This is a genomic window from Promicromonospora panici (assembly GCF_900608595.1).
Taxonomy (GTDB): Bacteria; Actinomycetota; Actinomycetes; order Actinomycetales; family Cellulomonadaceae; genus Promicromonospora; species Promicromonospora panici.
Genome location: NZ_UWYY01000025.1, coordinates 1 through 15,854 on the forward strand (window position 1 = coordinate 1; position 15,854 = coordinate 15,854).

19 protein-coding genes are annotated in these 15,854 nt (G+C 72.0%); 10 read left to right on the forward strand and 9 right to left on the reverse strand.

All coding sequences use genetic code 11. The features are described 5' to 3' along the window. Together EW117_RS24560 and lpdA are read right to left on the reverse strand one after the other, a co-directional pair. The coding region (locus tag EW117_RS24560; RefSeq protein WP_340641114.1) for a biotin/lipoyl-containing protein at positions 1 to 536 on the reverse strand (536 nt) is incomplete at its 3' end. 30 nt (positions 537 to 566) lie between these two features. Further along, positions 567 to 1,985: a dihydrolipoyl dehydrogenase gene (lpdA, locus tag EW117_RS24565; protein ID WP_242504526.1), complete on the reverse strand. Its 1,419-nt coding sequence runs from the start codon at positions 1,983 to 1,985 to the stop codon at positions 567 to 569. Positions 1,986 to 2,297: 312 nt separating this feature from the next. On the opposite strand from lpdA, the gene EW117_RS24570 reads away from it, so the two are divergent. Further along, entirely contained in the window at positions 2,298 to 2,651 is a 354-nt protein-coding gene (locus tag EW117_RS24570) for an oxidoreductase (RefSeq protein WP_129789371.1), read from the forward strand. A 3-nt stretch (positions 2,652 to 2,654) separates the two neighbouring features. On the opposite strand, the gene EW117_RS24575 is transcribed toward EW117_RS24570, so the two are convergent. After that, positions 2,655 to 4,190: a leucyl aminopeptidase gene (locus EW117_RS24575; protein WP_129789372.1), complete on the reverse strand. Its 1,536-nt coding sequence runs from the start codon at positions 4,188 to 4,190 to the stop codon at positions 2,655 to 2,657. Positions 4,191 to 4,344: 154 nt separating this feature from the next. Here EW117_RS24575 and EW117_RS24580 point away from each other — a divergent pair, with 154 nt between their 5' ends. Genes EW117_RS24580 through EW117_RS24600 form a run of 5 tightly spaced genes read left to right on the forward strand, consistent with a single transcriptional unit; the run spans position 4,345 to position 7,220 of the window. Continuing rightward, on the forward strand, positions 4,345 to 4,704 hold the full coding sequence (locus tag EW117_RS24580; RefSeq protein WP_129789373.1) for a hypothetical protein: 360 nt from the start codon (positions 4,345 to 4,347) through the stop codon (positions 4,702 to 4,704). Continuing rightward, positions 4,704 to 5,132, forward strand: a complete 429-nt coding sequence (locus tag EW117_RS24585) for a hypothetical protein (RefSeq protein ID WP_129789440.1) — start codon at positions 4,704 to 4,706, stop codon at positions 5,130 to 5,132. Before EW117_RS24580 ends, EW117_RS24585 begins: the two co-directional genes overlap by 1 nt. Beyond that, positions 5,129 to 6,220 carry a quinone-dependent dihydroorotate dehydrogenase gene (locus EW117_RS24590; RefSeq protein WP_129789374.1) on the forward strand — a complete coding sequence of 364 codons (1,092 nt, stop codon included), beginning with the start codon at positions 5,129 to 5,131 and terminating at the stop codon, positions 6,218 to 6,220. The genes EW117_RS24585 and EW117_RS24590 overlap by 4 nt, the downstream gene beginning before the upstream one ends. Continuing rightward, on the forward strand, positions 6,217 to 6,426 hold the full coding sequence (locus EW117_RS24595) for a hypothetical protein (RefSeq protein WP_129789375.1): 210 nt from the start codon (positions 6,217 to 6,219) through the stop codon (positions 6,424 to 6,426). The genes EW117_RS24590 and EW117_RS24595 overlap by 4 nt, the downstream gene beginning before the upstream one ends. Next, positions 6,423 to 7,220, forward strand: coding sequence for a putative hydro-lyase (locus EW117_RS24600; RefSeq protein ID WP_129789376.1), 798 nt, complete (start codon positions 6,423 to 6,425; stop codon positions 7,218 to 7,220). Before EW117_RS24595 ends, EW117_RS24600 begins: the two co-directional genes overlap by 4 nt. A 141-nt stretch (positions 7,221 to 7,361) precedes the next feature. Here EW117_RS24600 and EW117_RS24605 read toward each other — a convergent pair whose 3' ends face one another. The 4 genes from EW117_RS24605 to EW117_RS29845 all read right to left on the reverse strand — a co-directional run bounded on the left by EW117_RS24605 (position 7,362) and on the right by EW117_RS29845 (position 10,315). After that, positions 7,362 to 7,499: a MerR family DNA-binding transcriptional regulator gene (locus tag EW117_RS24605; RefSeq protein ID WP_129789377.1), complete on the reverse strand. Its 138-nt coding sequence runs from the start codon at positions 7,497 to 7,499 to the stop codon at positions 7,362 to 7,364. A gap of 130 nt (positions 7,500 to 7,629) precedes the next feature. Further along, positions 7,630 to 7,986, reverse strand: a complete 357-nt coding sequence (locus EW117_RS24610; protein ID WP_129789378.1) for a hypothetical protein — start codon at positions 7,984 to 7,986, stop codon at positions 7,630 to 7,632. Then, the gene (locus tag EW117_RS24615; protein WP_207212030.1) at positions 7,983 to 9,938 is read right to left on the reverse strand and encodes an MMPL family transporter; all 1,956 of its coding nucleotides are present in this window, start codon (positions 9,936 to 9,938) and stop codon (positions 7,983 to 7,985) included. Before EW117_RS24615 ends, EW117_RS24610 begins: the two co-directional genes overlap by 4 nt. Next, a complete protein-coding gene (locus tag EW117_RS29845) occupies positions 9,890 to 10,315 on the reverse strand; it encodes a hypothetical protein (RefSeq protein ID WP_207212031.1) in 426 nt (141 codons plus the stop codon). The genes EW117_RS24615 and EW117_RS29845 overlap by 49 nt, the downstream gene beginning before the upstream one ends. A 91-nt stretch (positions 10,316 to 10,406) precedes the next feature. Here EW117_RS29845 and EW117_RS24620 point away from each other — a divergent pair, with 91 nt between their 5' ends. After that, positions 10,407 to 11,051: a TetR/AcrR family transcriptional regulator gene (locus EW117_RS24620; protein WP_129789379.1), complete on the forward strand. Its 645-nt coding sequence runs from the start codon at positions 10,407 to 10,409 to the stop codon at positions 11,049 to 11,051. On the opposite strand, the gene yczR is transcribed toward EW117_RS24620, so the two are convergent. Next, a complete protein-coding gene (gene yczR, locus EW117_RS24625; RefSeq protein WP_129789380.1) occupies positions 11,024 to 12,523 on the reverse strand; it encodes a MocR-like transcription factor YczR in 1,500 nt (499 codons plus the stop codon). The two genes, EW117_RS24620 and yczR, sit on opposite strands and share 28 nt — an antisense overlap. 60 nt (positions 12,524 to 12,583) lie before the next feature. Here yczR and yczE point away from each other — a divergent pair, with 60 nt between their 5' ends. The 3 genes from yczE to EW117_RS24640 all read left to right on the forward strand — a co-directional run bounded on the left by yczE (position 12,584) and on the right by EW117_RS24640 (position 15,055). Further along, a complete protein-coding gene (gene yczE / locus EW117_RS24630) occupies positions 12,584 to 13,285 on the forward strand; it encodes a membrane protein YczE (protein ID WP_129789381.1) in 702 nt (233 codons plus the stop codon). 55 nt (positions 13,286 to 13,340) lie between these two features. Beyond that, positions 13,341 to 13,940 (forward strand): SigE family RNA polymerase sigma factor, encoded by a 600-nt coding sequence (locus tag EW117_RS24635; protein ID WP_129789382.1) that lies wholly within the window; start codon positions 13,341 to 13,343, stop codon positions 13,938 to 13,940. Between the two features lie 101 nt (positions 13,941 to 14,041). Continuing rightward, entirely contained in the window at positions 14,042 to 15,055 is a 1,014-nt protein-coding gene (locus EW117_RS24640; protein ID WP_129789383.1) for an aldo/keto reductase family protein, read from the forward strand. Between the two features lie 135 nt (positions 15,056 to 15,190). Here the strand turns inward: EW117_RS24640 and EW117_RS24645 are convergent, their stop codons facing one another. After that, positions 15,191 to 15,811 carry a DUF3043 domain-containing protein gene (locus EW117_RS24645; RefSeq protein WP_242504531.1) on the reverse strand — a complete coding sequence of 207 codons (621 nt, stop codon included), beginning with the start codon at positions 15,809 to 15,811 and terminating at the stop codon, positions 15,191 to 15,193. Between the last annotated feature and the right edge of the window lie 43 nt (positions 15,812 to 15,854).

The following is a 15,854-nucleotide window of genomic DNA, read 5'->3' on the forward strand; positions in this document are numbered from 1 at the left end:
ACCTCGAGGAGCGGCTCGTCGACGGCGACGTCGTCACCGACCTCCTTGAGCCAGCGCGTCACGGTGCCCTCGGTGACCGACTCGCCCAGGGCGGGCAGCGGGACCTCGGTACCACCGCCGGCGGGAGCCGGGGCCTCGGCCGGGGCGGGCGCCTCGGCGGGGGCGGGCGCGGGGGACTCGGCGGCGGGCGCCTCGGCGGAGGCGGCCTCGGCAGGCGCGGCCTCCTCCGGCGTCGGCTCGGGGGCCGGGGCCTCAGCGGCGGATGGCTCGGCCGCCGGGGCGGCGGGCGCGGCACCGGAACCGGAGCCGATGACGGCGAGAGTGGCGCCGACCTCCACGGTGTCGTCCTCCTGGACGAGAATCTGCTCGAGGACACCGGCGATGGGCGACGGGATCTCGGTGTCCACCTTGTCGGTCGACACCTCGAGCAGCGGCTCGTCGACGGCGACCTCGTCGCCGACAGCCTTGAGCCAGCGGGTGACAGTGCCCTCGGTAACGGATTCGCCGAGGGCCGGCAGCTGCACGTTCTCAGACATGACCTGTGGGGTCTCCTTTATCGTTTCTGGTCAGTTGTGGGCGTGCAGAGGCTTGCCGGCCAGAGCCATGTGTGCCTCTCCGAGTGCCTCGTTCTGGGTGGGATGTGCGTGGACGAGCGAGGCGACGTCCTCGGGGAACGCCTCCCAGCCGACGATGAGCTGGCCCTCGCCGATCAGCTCGCCCACACGCGAGCCGATCAGGTGCATACCGACCACCGGTCCTTCCTTGCGGCGCACCAGCTTGGCGAAACCCTGGGTACCCAGGATCTTGCTCTTGCCGTTGCCCGCGAGGTTGTACTCGATGGTCTCGACCTGGTCCGAACCGTACAGCTCGGCGGCCCGCGCCTCGGTGACGCCGACGGACGCCACCTCCGGCTCGCAGTAGGTGACGCGCGGGATGGTGGCCTCGTCGATCGGCACGGGCGCCAGGCCCGCGATCTGCTCGGCGACGAAGATGCCCTGCGCGAACCCGCGGTGGGCCAGCTGCAGGCCGGGCACGATGTCACCGACGGCCCAGACCTGGCCGCCCGCCGGGGTGGCGACGCCCGTACGCAGGAGCTCGTCGGTCAGGACGAAGCCGCGGTCGACGCGCACGCCGGCCGCCTCGTAGCCGAGGTCTGCAGTCCGCGGGCCGCGGCCGACGGCGACGAGCAGCAGCTCGGCGTCGAACGTGGTGCCCGACTCCAGCTCGACCTGGACGCCGTCGTCCGACTGCTTGACCTGGGAGAAGCGCTCGCCCAGCGAGAACTTGATGCCGCGCTTGCGGAACGCGCGCTCCAGCGCCTTCGAGAGGGCGACGTCCTCGTTCGGGACGAGGTGCGGCAGCGCCTCGACGATCTGCACGTCGGCGCCGAAGGACCTCCAGACGGATGCGAACTCGACGCCGATCACGCCGCCGCCGAGCACGACCACCGACTTCGGCACCGTCTCCAGCGTGACGGCATCGTCGGAGGTGATGACGCGGGCGCCGAGCTCCAGGCCCGGCAGGGACCGGGCGTACGAACCGGTGGCGAGCACCACGTGGGTGCCGGTGTAGCGGGCGGTCGTGCCGTCCACGGCGGTGACCTCGACGACGTCGGGGGCGGCGAGCCTGCCGTGCCCCTCTACGACGGTGATCTTCCGCGATGCGATCAGCCCCTGCAGGCCCTTGTACAGGCCGTCGACCACGGAGTCCTTGTAGGCGAGCACGCCCGGCATGTCGACGCCGTCCAGCGACGAGCGGATGCCGAACTGCGCGCCGTGCGCGGCGGCGTCGGCGACCTCGGCCGCGTGCAGGAGCGCCTTGGTGGGAACGCATCCGACGTGGAGGCAGGTGCCGCCGAGCTTGCCCTCCTCGACGAGGGCCACTCGCAGGCCCAGCTGTGCCGCCCGGAGCGCGGTGGCATAACCGCCGCTACCCCCACCGAGCACCACGACATCGAACGTGACCGGATTGTCAGGCGTAGGCACGTGCTGGCTCCTCATTGACAGGCTGATGGCACTGTGGGTGCGCACATCGGGTGGATAGTGAGCACCGCATGCCATCTTGACACTTCAGCGGGCGTGGCCCCAATCGTGAACCCGGCTCGGCGGGTGTGACCGTGGCGACATTGACGGGTGAGCGGGGGCTGTGCCGGGCACGAGGGCCCGCCCAGGAACAGGGGCAGCGCGGTTGCACGACTCTGTGACGGCTGGTGGGCGGCCTGTAACAGGAATGTGGCATTCCCTGGATCTGCGTCGAGTTGCCTAGGCCGGTGCGGATGTCGCTAGTACTCTCGTTCCATGCCCCGCCAGTCTCGTAGCTCGCTCGCGCGATTCTTCCAGCGACGCTCCTCGTCCGGCAGCGGATCGCGCCCCAGCGGCAACGACGCGCGCCGTCAGACCATGGCCCACCTCGGTGAGTTCATCGGGTCGCGCGTCGGCGTCGAGGCGTACGTGGAGCCGCCGACCACGGACATCCCCAGCACGATCCTGCTCGTGGCGAGCACGGGTGAGTGGACGCGACGCCGCGTGCCGGACGAGCGCACCGCCTTCGACATCGCGAACCAGCTCGGGGTGCCGGTGTACAACGTCCGGTTCACCGGCTACCCCCAGCGGATGCGCGACTGGAACAGCGCCCAGCGCCGGTCGAAGTAACCGCTACTTCGCTGTGGTGGCGCGGGCCTCCAGGAAGGCCAGGAGGGTGCGGACGCCGACGCCGGTGCCACCCCCGGACGTGTAGCCGTGCGAGCCGCCGTCGTTGAAGGCGGGGCCCGCGATGTCCAGGTGGGCCCACGGGTGGTCGCCCACGAAGGTCTGCAGGAACAGGCCCGCGTTGAGCATGCCGCCCCAGCGCGGCCCCGAGTTCGCGACGTCGGCCACCTTGGACTTGATGTTCGACTTGAGCTCCTCCGGGAGCGGCATCGGCCAGAACAGCTCGCCCGACGCGTCCGCGGCGGCCTTGACCTCGTCGCGCACGTCGTCGGTGCCCATGACGGCGGAGGTGCGGTTGCCGAGCGCGACCATCTGGGCGCCCGTGAGGGTGGCGATGTCGAGCACGACGTCGTGGCCGTCCTCGACGGCGGACACGAGGCCGTCGGCCATGACGATGCGGCCCTCGGCGTCCGTGTTCAGCACCTCGACGGTCTTGCCGCCGTAGATGGTGATGACGTCGGCGGGGCGCTGCGCGTTTCCGCCCGGCATGTTCTCGGCGAGGCAGAGGTAGCCCGTGACCGCGACGGGCAGGTTCAGCTTCGCGGCGGCGACCACCGTGGACAGGACGGCGGCGGCGCCGGCCATGTCCGACTTCATGGCCTCCATGCCGGCGGCCGGCTTGATGGAGATGCCGCCGGAGTCGAACGTGATGCCCTTGCCCACCAGGGCCACCTTCGCGGCCGGCTTGGCCGGCGTGTAGGCGACCTTGACGAGTCGCGGCCCGCGCGAGGAGCCCTGCCCGACTGCGGTGAGGCCGCCGTAGCCGCCCGACGCGAGCTGCTTGTCGTCCAGGACCGTCACCTTGACGTGCCGCACGTCCTTGGCGGCGGCCTTCGCGGCGTCGGCGAACGTGGCCGGGTACAGGTCGTTGGGTGCCGTGTTGACCAGGTCGCGGGCGGCGTGCACGGCCGCGGCGACGACCTGGGCGCGCTCGGCGGCGACCTTCGCCTTCGCGTTCTTGTGCAGCGGCGTGAGGATCTCGATCGCGGCGACCGGGTCCTTGCCGTTCTTCGCGCCCTTTGCGGCGTCCTTGGTGTCCTTGGCCGAGTCCTTGCCGGTCCGGTAGCGGTTGAACGCGTAGGCGCCCAGCAGCGCGCCCTCCGTGACGGCGGTGATCTCGTCGTCGTCGGACGCCGGAAGCGCGATCGCGGCGGACTTCAGGCCCGCCAGCTCGCGCGTCGCGGCGCCCGCGGCACGGCGCAGGGTCTCGGTGGCGAAGGTGCCGTCCTCGGCGCGCTCGCCCAGGCCGGTCAGGACCAGCACCTCGGCGGCCAGCTGTGGGCCGGCCGGGATCTTGCGGACCTCGTCACGCGCGCCGGTCACGCCGAGCTGCGGCGCGAGCGACTCGAGCTGGGTCAGCAGGTCCGTGGGGAGCTGGTCGGACACGACGGCTACGCCGTCCGACGTCTGGGCGGTCGCCACAACTAGTGCTTCGGCCTTCACGGCGGTGGGATTCTTGCTGGAGAGGGTCACGTCGGTCACGGGGCCGATCGTAACCCGCGCCCCTGACACCCCGTCGGGCCACGGACGGCGGCGGCCACGGCCAGATCGCCGCGGCCCAGGACCCCGGATGGAGGCGCAGGTCACGCACGATCCGATTGCCGCTCCTCAGGTGCCGCCCGGTAGTCTGCGGGACGTGATCCTTGCCCTCCTGCTCCTCGTGGTCGCGCTCTGTGTGGTCCTGGCCGGGTGGGCCGGCTGGTTCGTGGCCCGCGACCGTGCGGTCATCCTGAACCAGCTCTGGGGCGGCGCCGTCATCGAGGGCGTCGTCCTGATCCAGGGCGTGGTCGCGATAGTGCAGGGCGCCACCGGTGCCGGCGCTGACGACCCGCTGCTGTTCTGGGGCTACTTCGCCACCACCCTGGTGATCCTTCCGATCGCGGCGGCCTGGGCCTTCGCCGAGCGCACCAAGTGGAGCTCTGTGGTGCTGCTGGTGGCATCCCTGACCGTGGCCTTCCTGGAGTGGCGCCTGTGGCAGATCTGGATGGGGGCATGATGGCGAGTGCGGGGGCCGGACGGCGGACCGGGCGGGGCTTCGGCCGGGTTTTGGTGACCGTCTACGGGATCTTGGCGTTCGCCGCGCTCGGCCGCTCCTCGTACGAGCTGGTCGTGAAGTTCGGCGAGGCGCCGGTGGCGTACACGCTGTCGACGCTCGCTGCCGTCGTCTACGTCGTGGCGACGTTCGCCCTCGCGATCGGAAGCCCCGCCTGGCGCGTGACCGCGTGGATCACCGTTGGTATCGAGGCCGTCGGCGTGGTGACCGTCGGCGCGCTGTCGCTCGCCGACGCCGAGGTGTTCGGCGAGTCGACGGTCTGGTCGGGGTTCGGCCAGGGCTACGGTTACGTGCCGCTTGTCCTGCCCTTCGTGGGGTTGTGGTGGCTGTGGCGGACATCGCGCAGCCCGTCCGAGGAGAGGACTGCATGAGCTGGCCTTACTCGCTGTTGTTCAACGGCGTCTTCCGTGGCATGGACCCGGAACGGGCGCACGAGCTCGCGTTCTCGCTGATCGAGCGGGCCGGGAAGGTGCCGGTCCTGCGCGACGTCGTACAGGGCGCGATCGCCCCGTACCTGGGCCAACGCGCCGGCGGGCCGGGCAGCGTCCGTCTCTTCGGCCGGGTCGTGCCCGCCCCGTTCGGCCTGGCCGGCGGGTTCGACAAGAACGCGCGGGCGGTCCGAGGCCTGACGATGCTCGGCTTCGGGTTCGTCGAGATCGGCACCGTGACGGCACACCCGCAGCCCGGCAACGAGAAGCCGCGCATGTGGCGCGAGCTCGACGTGCGCGGCGTGCGCAACCGCATGGGCTTCAACAACGAGGGCGCGGCGGCCGCCGCCGACCGGCTGCGCGAGCTCCGGCGCACCGCAGCCGGCCGCGCGATAGTGGTCGGCGCCAACATCGGCAAGACCAAGGTGACGCCGCCCGAGGACGCGGCCGCCGACTACGCGACGTCGGCTCGGCTGCTGGCTCCGTGGGCGGACTACCTCGTGGTCAACGTCTCCTCCCCGAACACCCCGGGCCTGCGTGACCTCCAGGCGACCGAGTCGCTGCGGCCCATCCTGCAGGCGGTGCGCGCCGCCGCGGACGAGGCCAACGCCACGGTGTCCACCGGCGGCGGCCGGCGTGTGCCGCTCCTGGTGAAGATCGCCCCCGACCTCGCGGGCGAGGACATCGACGCCGTCGCCGACCTCGTGCTCGAGCTCGGGCTGGACGGCGTGGTCGCCGTCAACACGACGATCGGCCACGACCGCGGCCCCGGCGGGCTGTCCGGGCCGCCGCTGCTGGGCCGGGGCCTCGAGGTCGTCGCGCGGCTGCGCGAGCGGCTCGGTACGGGCCCCGTCATCATCGGCGTGGGCGGCATCACCCGGGCCGACGACGTCCGCGCCTACCTGCGCGCCGGAGCCGACCTGACTCAGGGATACACGTCATTCGTCTACGAGGGGCCGCTGTGGGCGTCGCGGATCAACCGCGCGTTGACCCGCTCGGCAGGCTCGACAGCAAGTGGGAGGCTGGAGTGATCCGTCCGCAGTGGGAATGGGCCCTCGACGACGCCGAGGGGCGTCGCCTGGAGGAGCCCGTCACGCCCGTCTTCACCGCGCAGTACGACGCCGAGCAGTGGCTCGGCGAGCACTGGCGTGCACTGGCCGAGGCCGGTGCGGTGCAGGCGCGGCTGCTGCACGACGGCACTCAGGCCGCACCGAGCGTGGAGCTGCGGGTTCCTTGACGGCCGCCGATCAGCTCACCCCTGATCAGCTCACCCCTAACCAGGCGAGGGCGCGGTTCCGCACCGGCCTGCGCGTGCCGACGTCGGGCTGGGCCTCGGGGTGGACGCAGGCCAACCTGATCGCCCTGCCGCGGGCCGACGCGTACGACTTCCTGCTGTTCGCGCAACGGAACCCCAAGCCGTGCCCGGTGCTGGACGTGACGGAGCCGGGCGAGACGTCGGCGTCGATCTTCGCGGGCGACCTCCGCACCGACCTGCCTGCCTACCGCGTGTACCGCGACGGCGAGCTGGTCGAGGAGCTCACCTCCGTCGCGGACCTCTGGCGCGACGACCTGGTCACCTTCCTGGTGGGCTGCAGCTTCACCTTCGAGGCCGCGCTGCTGGAGGCGGGCGTGCCGGTGCGCCACATCGAGGCCGGCTCCAACGTGCCGATGTACCGCACGAACCGGGAATGCCGTCCGGCGGGCGCCCTGTCGGGCCCGCTCGTGGTGTCGATGCGTCCCATCCCGGCGAGCCAGGTGGCCGACGCCGTGCGGATCACCTCGCGGTACCCCGCCGTGCACGGCGCCCCGGTACACGTGGGCGACCCGGCCGCGCTGGGCATCTCCGACCTGGCGGCCCCGGACTTCGGGGACGCTGTGGAGATCCGTGACGGCGAGGTCCCCGTGTTCTGGGCGTGCGGCGTGACGCCGCAGGCGGCGGTGATGCGGTCGCGCCCGTCGTTCGCGATCGGCCACGCGCCGGGGCACATGGCGATCACGGACGCCCGGGACTCGAGCTACCTCGTGCCGTGACGGCCGGCTGACGCGGCTACCGGCCCGGTAGGCGACCGGTGACAGGCCCGGAGAGCGGCGTGGCGACCGGCCCGGAGAGCGTTCAAGCGGCGCGTACCGGCTGGCGCAGCAGCGTGCGCGGTGCCGGGTCGTCGAAGGCAGTCAGGTAGATGCGGTAGCCCGAGCCGGCGTCGACGTGTGCCGCACGAGCAGGCCCAGCTCGGCGTAGTGCCGCAGCTGCTTCACGCTCAGCCGGCTCAACCGGGCGAACTGACCGATCGGCAGCAGATCCGTGTCCATGGCATCAGCATGGACTCTCCGGCAGTGCGAGAGTCCAGCGGGCTCACGGGCTCACGGGCTCACGGGCTCACGGGCTCACGACGAGGTGAGCACCCCGCGCGCCGCGGGCCGGTGAGCCGCGGGAACCCGGTCACCGCTCCAGCGTGCCAGACCGCTCCCGGCCGATCAGGCGAACGAGGAAGAGGGACTGGATCACGCACGCCGCGATCAGGGGCAGGTGGTCGAGGCCGTCGACCAGCTCGCCCCGCACGGCGTAGTGCGACAGGGAAGCCGTCCATACGCCGACGGCCAGGCCGAAGGCGAACAGGAGCACCGTGGCCGCCCAGCGGGAGGGGAGGGAGGCCGCGATCAGGAGCAGCACGCTCAGCAGCAGGTCGGGCACCAGGAACGCGTTGTCGGGCCGTATCGCACCCGAGACCACGAGGAAGACGATCATGACGGTGGCGAGGAGAACGGCAACAACACGGGCCGTGCGCACGGTGCTCATCGGGAGGTCCTCTCGAAGTCGTGCGGCGCGGGTGCGGGCTCGGCCGGTGGCGAGGGAGGGGGGCTCGCCGTCGCCGCAACCGTCGGTGGCGTCACGGGGAGCTCCCGGAGACCGAGCCGGTCATGCAGGGCGCGTAGCGCACGTGGTGACCACCAGCTCGCGCGGCCAGTGAGGCGCAGGGCGGCGGGCACGAGCACGCCGCGGATCAGCGTCGCGTCGACCGCCACGGCGAGCGCCATGCCGATGCCGAGCTGCTGCATGAACGACACCTCGCTGGACGCGTAGACCGCGAACGACGCGGCGAGGATCAGGGCGGCGGCGGTGACCAGCGGAGCGGAGCGTGCGATCCCGGCAGGCACGGATCCGACCACGTCGCCGGTGCGCGCGTACTCCTCCTGGACGCGGGCCAGCAGGAACACCTCGTAGTCCATGCTCAGCCCGTACGCGATGCAGAACATCAGCAGCAGGATGCTGGGCTCCACGAGGCCGGTCGCGGTGAATCCGAGCACGTCGGCCAGGGCGCCGTCCTGGAAGCCCCACACGACCACACCGAACATGACCGAGAGCGAGAGCAGGTTCAGCACGATCGCGGTCAGCGGCGCGACGACGCTGCCGGTCATGACGAACAGCACGACGAACGTCACGGCGAGGATGAGTCCCGCGACCAGGGGGAGGCGGTCGACTATGCCGTCGCGGTAGTCGGCGAGCTCCGCCGGGTACCCGCCGACCACCACGTCGAAGGGGGCCTCCGCCTCGCGCACCGCCTGCACCAGGCCCACGGGGTCGTCCGCGAGGCGCTCGCTCGTGGGCAGGACCGACAGCCGGGTGGCGCCGCCGGACTCGAACCGGTCGGCGCCGAACGGTCCAGTGGGTCCTACGCGCTCGCCGCCCGCGAAGGCGCCGGCGGCCGAGTCGACGCGGGCCACGCCCGGGATCCGCGACAGGGACGCCGCGTAGTCGCGGAGCAGGCTGTCGGCGCCGGCACCCGACTCGGCGCCACCCGGCTCGGCGTCGGTCCCTGAACCGGACCCGGCAGCGGCGGTATCCGGTGCGACGACATAGAGCGCGTCGGCGTCCTCGGCCGCGAAGTCGGCGCGGATCGTGTCGTACATCGCGCGCACCGGCTGGTCGCGGTCGTTGAGGACGCGGTCGTCGGGCGAGCCGAACGTGAGCCCGAGGGCGGGGGCGCCGAGCAGGACCAGCACCAGGAGCCCGGAGCCGCCCGTCACCACGGGACGCCGCATCACGGTGGAGGACACCCGGAACCAGAAGCCGTCCGCTGCCGGCCCTGCCGTTGCCGAACCTGCCGCCGCCGGGCGCAGCATCCGGGGGCCGGCCAGGTGCAGGATCGCGGGGAGCGCCACGGTCGCCCCGAGCACTGCGCAGAGCACGACTGCTATGCCCGCGTAGGCGAACGACGACAGGAACGGGAACGGGAAGACGAACAGGACGGCTAGCGCGGCGGCGACGGTCAGGCCGCTGAACAGCACGGTGCGTCCGGCGCCGGCCACGGTCCGGCGGACGGCTTCGGTGTTGTCGTGGCCCGCGGCGGTCTCCTCGCGGTAGCGGTAGATCATGAAGAGGCTGTAGTCGACGCCCAGGCCGATGCCCATCACGAGCGAGACGTTGGCCGCGAAGGTCGAGACGTCGGTGAAGGTCACGACGAGCCGGATCAGGGCGAGGCTGCCGGCCGCGGCGAACAGGCCGACCCCGAGGGTGGCCAGCGCGGGTACGAACCGCCGGTAGACGAACCACAGGAGCAGGAGCACCAGGGGGACGACTATCAGCTCGGCGCGCAGGAAGTCGGTGCGGGCCTGGCCCGCGACGATCCGGAAGATTTCGTCGCCACCCCCGAGCGTCACCTCGACATCCTCGCTGTCGAAGCGCTCGAGCACGTCGGCTGTCAGGGACGGCAGGACCTCGCCGCGGACGTGGTCGGCGTCGCCGGGCACCCAGGCGAGGACCAGGGCCTGCCGCCGTCCTCGCCGGCGAGCGTGTCGGGAGCGGCGGGGCTCCAGTAGGACCAGGCGTCGCCGACGCCGGGGAAGGCGGCCACCGCGTCGGTGAGGTCCTCGCCCAGGGCGGCCACGTCGGCGTCGTCCACCGTGCCGGAGGACGGCGAGACCAGGAGCGCGACGTTGGGGCTGCCGGTGCCGAACCGCTCGGCCAGGGCGGCGCGCGCGGCTGCGGACTCGGAGCCGGGTGCCTCGTAGCGGTTGAGAGACAGCGATCCGACGGTGGTCGCGGCCACCGTGAACGACGCCAGCAGTACGAGGACGGAGGTGACGAGCACGCGCCAGGGACGGCGGGTGACGAGGCGACCGAGCACGTGCGCTCCCGGGGCTAGGATGAATGCGAGCAATGACTCGCGTAAAGAATGCGAGCGATCACTCGTGTTTGTCAACACCTGAGGTGGGCCGATGGAAGACCAGCTGGAGACCGATGGCGCGGAGACGCGCGCGGTGCCGCGCAAGCGGCAGGCGCGAGGTGAGCGGCGGATCAGCGACATTCTCGCGGCGGCGGCGCGGGTCCTGGCCGTCCAGGGCTACGAGAAGACGACCACCAACGCGATAGCGGCCGAGGCGGGGATCTCGCCGGGCTCCCTCTACCAGTACTTCCGCAACAAGGACGAGATCGCCGCAGAGCTGGCCGCGACCTACGCGGAAGGCCTGCGTGCGGCCCACGAGGCCGCGTTCGACCTCACCGACGTCGCGCTCCTGACGCCGGGCGAGACGATCGACCGCGTGGTCGACCCGATCCTCGCCTTCAACCTGGCAAACCCGGGCTTCAAGGCGCTGCACGCGCGGCCCGACATGCCGCCCGGCCTGGTGGCGGCCGCCCGGCCCATCCACGAGGCGCTGCTGGGGCGGGTGACCGGGCTGCTGGAGGCGCGGTTCCCGGGCCGGTCGTCCGTGGAGCTGCACCTGGCGGCGCGGCTGATGATCCAGGTGTTCCAGGCGGCGATGCCGTCGATCACCGCCGCCGAGCCGGAGGACCGGCCGGCGATCATCACCGAGGTCAAGCGGATGCTGAGCGCCTACGTGCGGGAGCTGGCGGACCGCTGACGCCTGGTCACCCGCCCCCACGCCCGGACCAGGCGCGGCACGGCGTCGGCCAGCTCGGCGGGCGACCGCGTGAAGGTGAGCCGCACGCGCGAGGCGGCGCCGGCGTTGTCCGGCGTGAACAAAGGGCCCGCGGCGACCAGGGCGCCCTCCGCCGCGGCCGCGGCGGCGAAGGCCTGCGCGACCGGCCGCCCCAGGTCGACCCAGCAGAACAGGCCGCCCCGCGGCTCCGGGACGTCCCAGGGAAACGACTCCCGCAGCTTGCCGACCAGCAGGTCGCGGCGCTCGCGCAGCATGTGCCGTCGGCCCGCCATGACCTCGGCGCGGCGCCCGAGCAGCTCCGTCACGGCGAGCTGCTCCAGCACGGCCGTCGCGATGTCCGCCGACTGCCGTGCCCGCGCGAGCTGGGCGATCACCTGCGGATGCGCGCGGACCCAGCCGACGCGGAGCCCGCCCCAGAACGCCTTCGAGGCGGACCCCACCGACACCACGTGCGGCGACATCCCGTCCCCTGCGAACGCGGGCGGCGTCGCGTCGTCCGACAGCCCGAGCTCGACGAGCGTCTCGTCGCCCGCGACCGTGACGCCGTGTCGTTCGGCGATCTCGCGCACCGCCGCGCGCTCGTCGGCGGACAGCACGAAACCCGTCGGGTTCTGGTAGTCCGGCACCAGGTAGACGAGCCGCGGCCGGGAGCGGCGCACGGCGGAGGCGAGCTGGTCGACGTCGAGCGGTCCCGTCGGCACCCCGACCACGCGGCCCCCGGCGTCGCGCATGGCCTCCATGGCGTGGAAGTAGGTGGGCGACTCCACGACCGCCCGGTCGCCCGGACGCAGGTGGGTGTGCGCGAGCAGTGCGATCGCCTGCTGCGCGCCGGTCGTGACCAGGATCTCGTCGGCGGTGGTCGGCACGCCGCGCTCGCGGTACCGCGCCGCGACGGCCTCGCGCAGCGTCGCGAGGCCGTAGGGCTCGTACCCGCCCGAGTCGAGGTAGGCGGGCAGGCCCTCCAGCGCCCGCGCGAAGGCCTCGTGCAGCTCGGGCGGCGCAGGCGGCGTCGCCTGCCACAGGTCCAGGTGCCCGACGTCGGGCATCGTGCCTGGTCGCCCGCCCTTGCGCAGGGCGACGTCGGCAGGGGGAGCGTCCCCGCCGGCCGACCGGCCAGGTCCCGGCCCTGGCCCGACGGCCCGCTGGGGCAGGGTCGTGACCGTGCCCGAGCCGACGCGGCTGATCGCGAAGCCGAGCTCCCGCAGCCGCGCGTACGCGCCGGACGTGGTGGTGCGCGAGACGCTGAGCGCGGCCGCCAGCTCCCGCTCGCTGGGCAGACGGGTGTGCGGCGCCAGCGTCCCGGACAGGACGGCGGCCCGGAACGCGTCGGCCAGAGCCACGTAGGCCGGTCCGCCCGCATGCCACGCGCCGAGCAGCCGGGCGGTTGACACAGGGGAGAGCTGGCGCAGTACGGTCGGAGACGCAACGGACATGGGGCCACTCTCGCGCGATTGGCCATGGAAAACAAGGCCATTGGCCCGCACCATGGGTGCATGACCGCGACCACCAGCCGCCCGGCCGAGCACGCCTCGCACCCCGCCGACGCCCCCCACCCGCAAGGCTCCGCGCCCGCCTCCGCACCCGTCCTGATGCACCCGGCGCGCCGGACCGTCCAGCTCCTGCTGGGGCTCGTCGGCTACGGCGTCTCCATGGCGATGATGCTGCAGTCCGGCCAGGGCGTCATGCCGTGGGCGGTGCTGGACCAGGGCATCGTCGACCGCACGGGGCTGGCCTACGGGTGGGTGGTGCTCGGGATCGGGCTGGTGGTGATGCTGGCCTGGATCCCGCTGCGCCAGAAGCCGGGTATCGGCACGGTCGCCAACATCATCGTGATCAGCCTCGTCGTGGACCCGGCCCTGTGGGCCCTGGGGCGGCTCGCCCCCGACCCGGCGCTCCCGGCCGCGGTGGCGCTCGCCCTGGGCGGGATCGTCCTCAACGGGGTGAGCACCGCCGCCTACGTCGGAGCCCGGCTCGGGCCGGGGCCGCGCGACGGGCTCATGACCGGCATGGTGCAGCTGACCGGCTGGCCCGTCTGGCGGGTCAAGACCGTCATCGAGGTCACGGTGGTCGTGCTCGGCATCGTGCTGGGCGGGACGTTCGGGTGGGCCACCGTCGTGTTCGCGTTCGGCGTCGGCCCCGTGGTCCAGGTGGCGGCGCGGTGGCTCGCGCCGTCCGGCCTGGCGGGCCGGCACTGATCCCCTCGCCGTCGGCCGATAAACCTGCGAGCCTCGCTGTACGTGGTGGGGGGGTATGAGCATCGATACCGAAGAAGAGGCCGAGCGTGCCACCGTGCGCGTGGCTCGATCGCGTGACGACGACTTCGTCGCGTTCGTCGAGTCGGCCGGACCCTACCTCTACCGCACCGCGTACCTCCTGGCCGGCGACGCCACCGGGCGGAGGACCTGGTGCAGACCGCGTTCGAGCGCACCTACCGCGTCTGGGACACCGTGCGGGACGGCGAGCCTCGGGTACGCCCGGCGCGTCCTGGTGAACCTGCGTATCGACACGTGGCGGGGCGTGGCCGGACGCCGTCACGGTGCGTGGAACGATCGTGCCGCCGTCCACGTGCTGGATCGCAGGACGGGGCGGGAGCGTACCCCCGAGCCGGGGGCCGCCGGGGATGTCGTGACGTCGATCGACGTGTCAGGCGGCGACGTGGTGTGGAGCACGGCGGGCGACGACGGGAACACCGCGTACCTGGTCGCCGACGCGCTCGGCGACGGACGACCCCAGATCCTGGATCAGGGCGACGGAGTGGCCTCGGTCGCGATCGCCGGGGACCTCGTCGCATGGCGGGTGGAGGCGGGCGACGGCACGGCGTCGCTGCACCGCGCCCGGTTCGAGCGATGAGCGGGCGACGCTGTGACCTGGATCAACTGCTCCGCGCGCTTGGTCGTCCCGGTGCGCAGAAGGGGTCGATTCGATTCGACGGTTTGTCATAGGGTGCGGCTATGGTCAACTATCGGTACCTCGGTAACAGTGGTCTCAAGATCTCGGAGATCACGTACGGAAACTGGCTCACCCACGCTTCGCAGGTGGAGAACGACGTCGCCACGGCGTGCGTGCGCGCCGCCCTCGACGCCGGCATCAGCACCTTCGACACCGCGGACGCGTACGCCAACACTGCCGCGGAGCAGGTGCTCGGCGACGCGCTGAAGGGTGAGCGCCGCGAGTCCCTGGAGATCTTCACGAAGGTCTACTGGCCCACCGGGCCGAAGGGTCCCAACGACGTGGGGCTGTCCCGTAAGCACATCATGGAGTCGATCAACGGCTCCCTGACGCGCCTCGGCACCGACTACGTCGACCTGTACCAGGCTCACCGCTTCGACGTGGAGACCCCGCTCGAGGAGACGATGCAGGCGTTCGCCGACGTCGTCCGCCAGGGCAAGGCGCTCTACATCGGCGTCTCCGAGTGGACCGCTGACCAGATCCGCCAGGGCGCCGCGCTCGCCAAGGAGCTCGGCTTCCAGCTCATCTCCTCGCAGCCGCAGTACTCGATGCTGTGGCGGGTCATCGAGGACGACGTGGTGCCGGCGTCGAAGGAGGCCGGTATCGCGCAGATCGTGTGGTCGCCGATGGCGCAGGGTGTGCTGTCGGGCAAGTACCTGCCTGGCCAGCCGGCGCCCGCCGGCTCGCGTGCCACGGACGAGAAGGGCGGGGCGCAGACGATCAGCCGTTTCATGAATGACGAGACCCTGGCCGCCGTGCAGAACCTCAAGCCCGTCGCCGCTGAGCTGGACCTGTCCATGGCGCAGCTCGCCGTCGCGTGGGTCCTGCAGAACGACAACGTGGCCGCGGCGCTCGTCGGTGCCTCGCGTCCCGAGCAGGTCGGGGAGAACGTCAAGGCATCGGGTGTGACGATCCCGCCGGAGCTGATGAAGCAGATCGACGCCGCCCTGGACGGCGTCGTCGAGCGGAACCCGGGCAAGACCCTGGAGGGCATGCCCAAGAAGCGCCCGGCCTGATCCACGCCGAGGTAGGACTGTGGCGAGGTAGACCCGTGGCGAGGTAGAACTGCAGCGAAGTAGAACCCTGGCTCACGCTGGGGTTCTACTTCGCTGCAGTTCTACCTCGCAACAGTCCTACCTCGGCGAAAGGGGTTACTCCGGGTAGTTGCCGCGCTTCTTGCTCATCGGCTTCGGCAGCCTCGACCGGCGCAGCTGGTAGGCGCGCGTGATCGTGTACATGAGCAGGCCGCGGGGGACCTCGCCGAACTTCGCGTTCAGGCGCTTCTTCAGCGAACGCCACATCAGCCAGGCGTCGATGATCGTCAGGAACAGGAACCCGTACAGGCCGAGCATCACGACGATGCTGAGCTCCGGGAACTGCTGCGTGAAGAACGTCGCGAACAGGAAGATGAACGCGACCGGCAGGAAGAACTCGCCGAGGTTCCAGCGCGCGTCCACGAAGTCGCGCACGTACCGGCGGACCGGGCCCTTGTCCTTGGCCGGCATGTACTTCTCGTCGCCGGTCTGCATCGCCTGGTAGGCGCGCTCACGGTCGATGCGCGACTTCTCGCGCTGCGCCTTCCGTGCCGCCTTGCGGTCGTCCGGGACGAGCGGACGCTTGTTCGCGGCCTGCGCGACGTTGCGCTTGGGCGTCGGGCGCCCCTTCTTGGGGGCGCCAACCGGCGTCGTCTCGGACGGGGACGTCACGTCGTCGGGAGAGTCGCCCACGGGGGTCACGCCCTCTGGTGTCGAAGTCTTGCTGCGGGAGAACACCTCCCTACCCTAATCGCTCGCGCGGGTGCCCTGCTGCGAGCCG

Coding starts and splice junctions, on each gene's coding strand:
- EW117_RS24570 (WP_129789371.1), top strand. CDS start 2,298: ATGCCCCGCCAGTCTCGTAGCTCGCTCGCGCGATTCTTCCAGCGACGC.
- EW117_RS24585 (WP_129789440.1), top strand. CDS start 4,704: ATGGCGAGTGCGGGGGCCGGACGGCGGACCGGGCGGGGCTTCGGCCGG.
- EW117_RS24590 (WP_129789374.1), top strand. CDS start 5,129: ATGAGCTGGCCTTACTCGCTGTTGTTCAACGGCGTCTTCCGTGGCATG.
- EW117_RS24605 (WP_129789377.1), bottom strand. CDS start 7,499: ATGGACACGGATCTGCTGCCGATCGGTCAGTTCGCCCGGTTGAGCCGG.
- EW117_RS24610 (WP_129789378.1), bottom strand. CDS start 7,986: ATGAGCACCGTGCGCACGGCCCGTGTTGTTGCCGTTCTCCTCGCCACC.
- EW117_RS24620 (WP_129789379.1), top strand. CDS start 10,407: ATGGAAGACCAGCTGGAGACCGATGGCGCGGAGACGCGCGCGGTGCCG.
- yczR (WP_129789380.1), bottom strand. CDS start 12,523: ATGTCCGTTGCGTCTCCGACCGTACTGCGCCAGCTCTCCCCTGTGTCA.
- yczE (WP_129789381.1), top strand. CDS start 12,584: ATGACCGCGACCACCAGCCGCCCGGCCGAGCACGCCTCGCACCCCGCC.
- EW117_RS24635 (WP_129789382.1), top strand. CDS start 13,341: ATGAGCATCGATACCGAAGAAGAGGCCGAGCGTGCCACCGTGCGCGTG.
- EW117_RS24640 (WP_129789383.1), top strand. CDS start 14,042: ATGGTCAACTATCGGTACCTCGGTAACAGTGGTCTCAAGATCTCGGAG.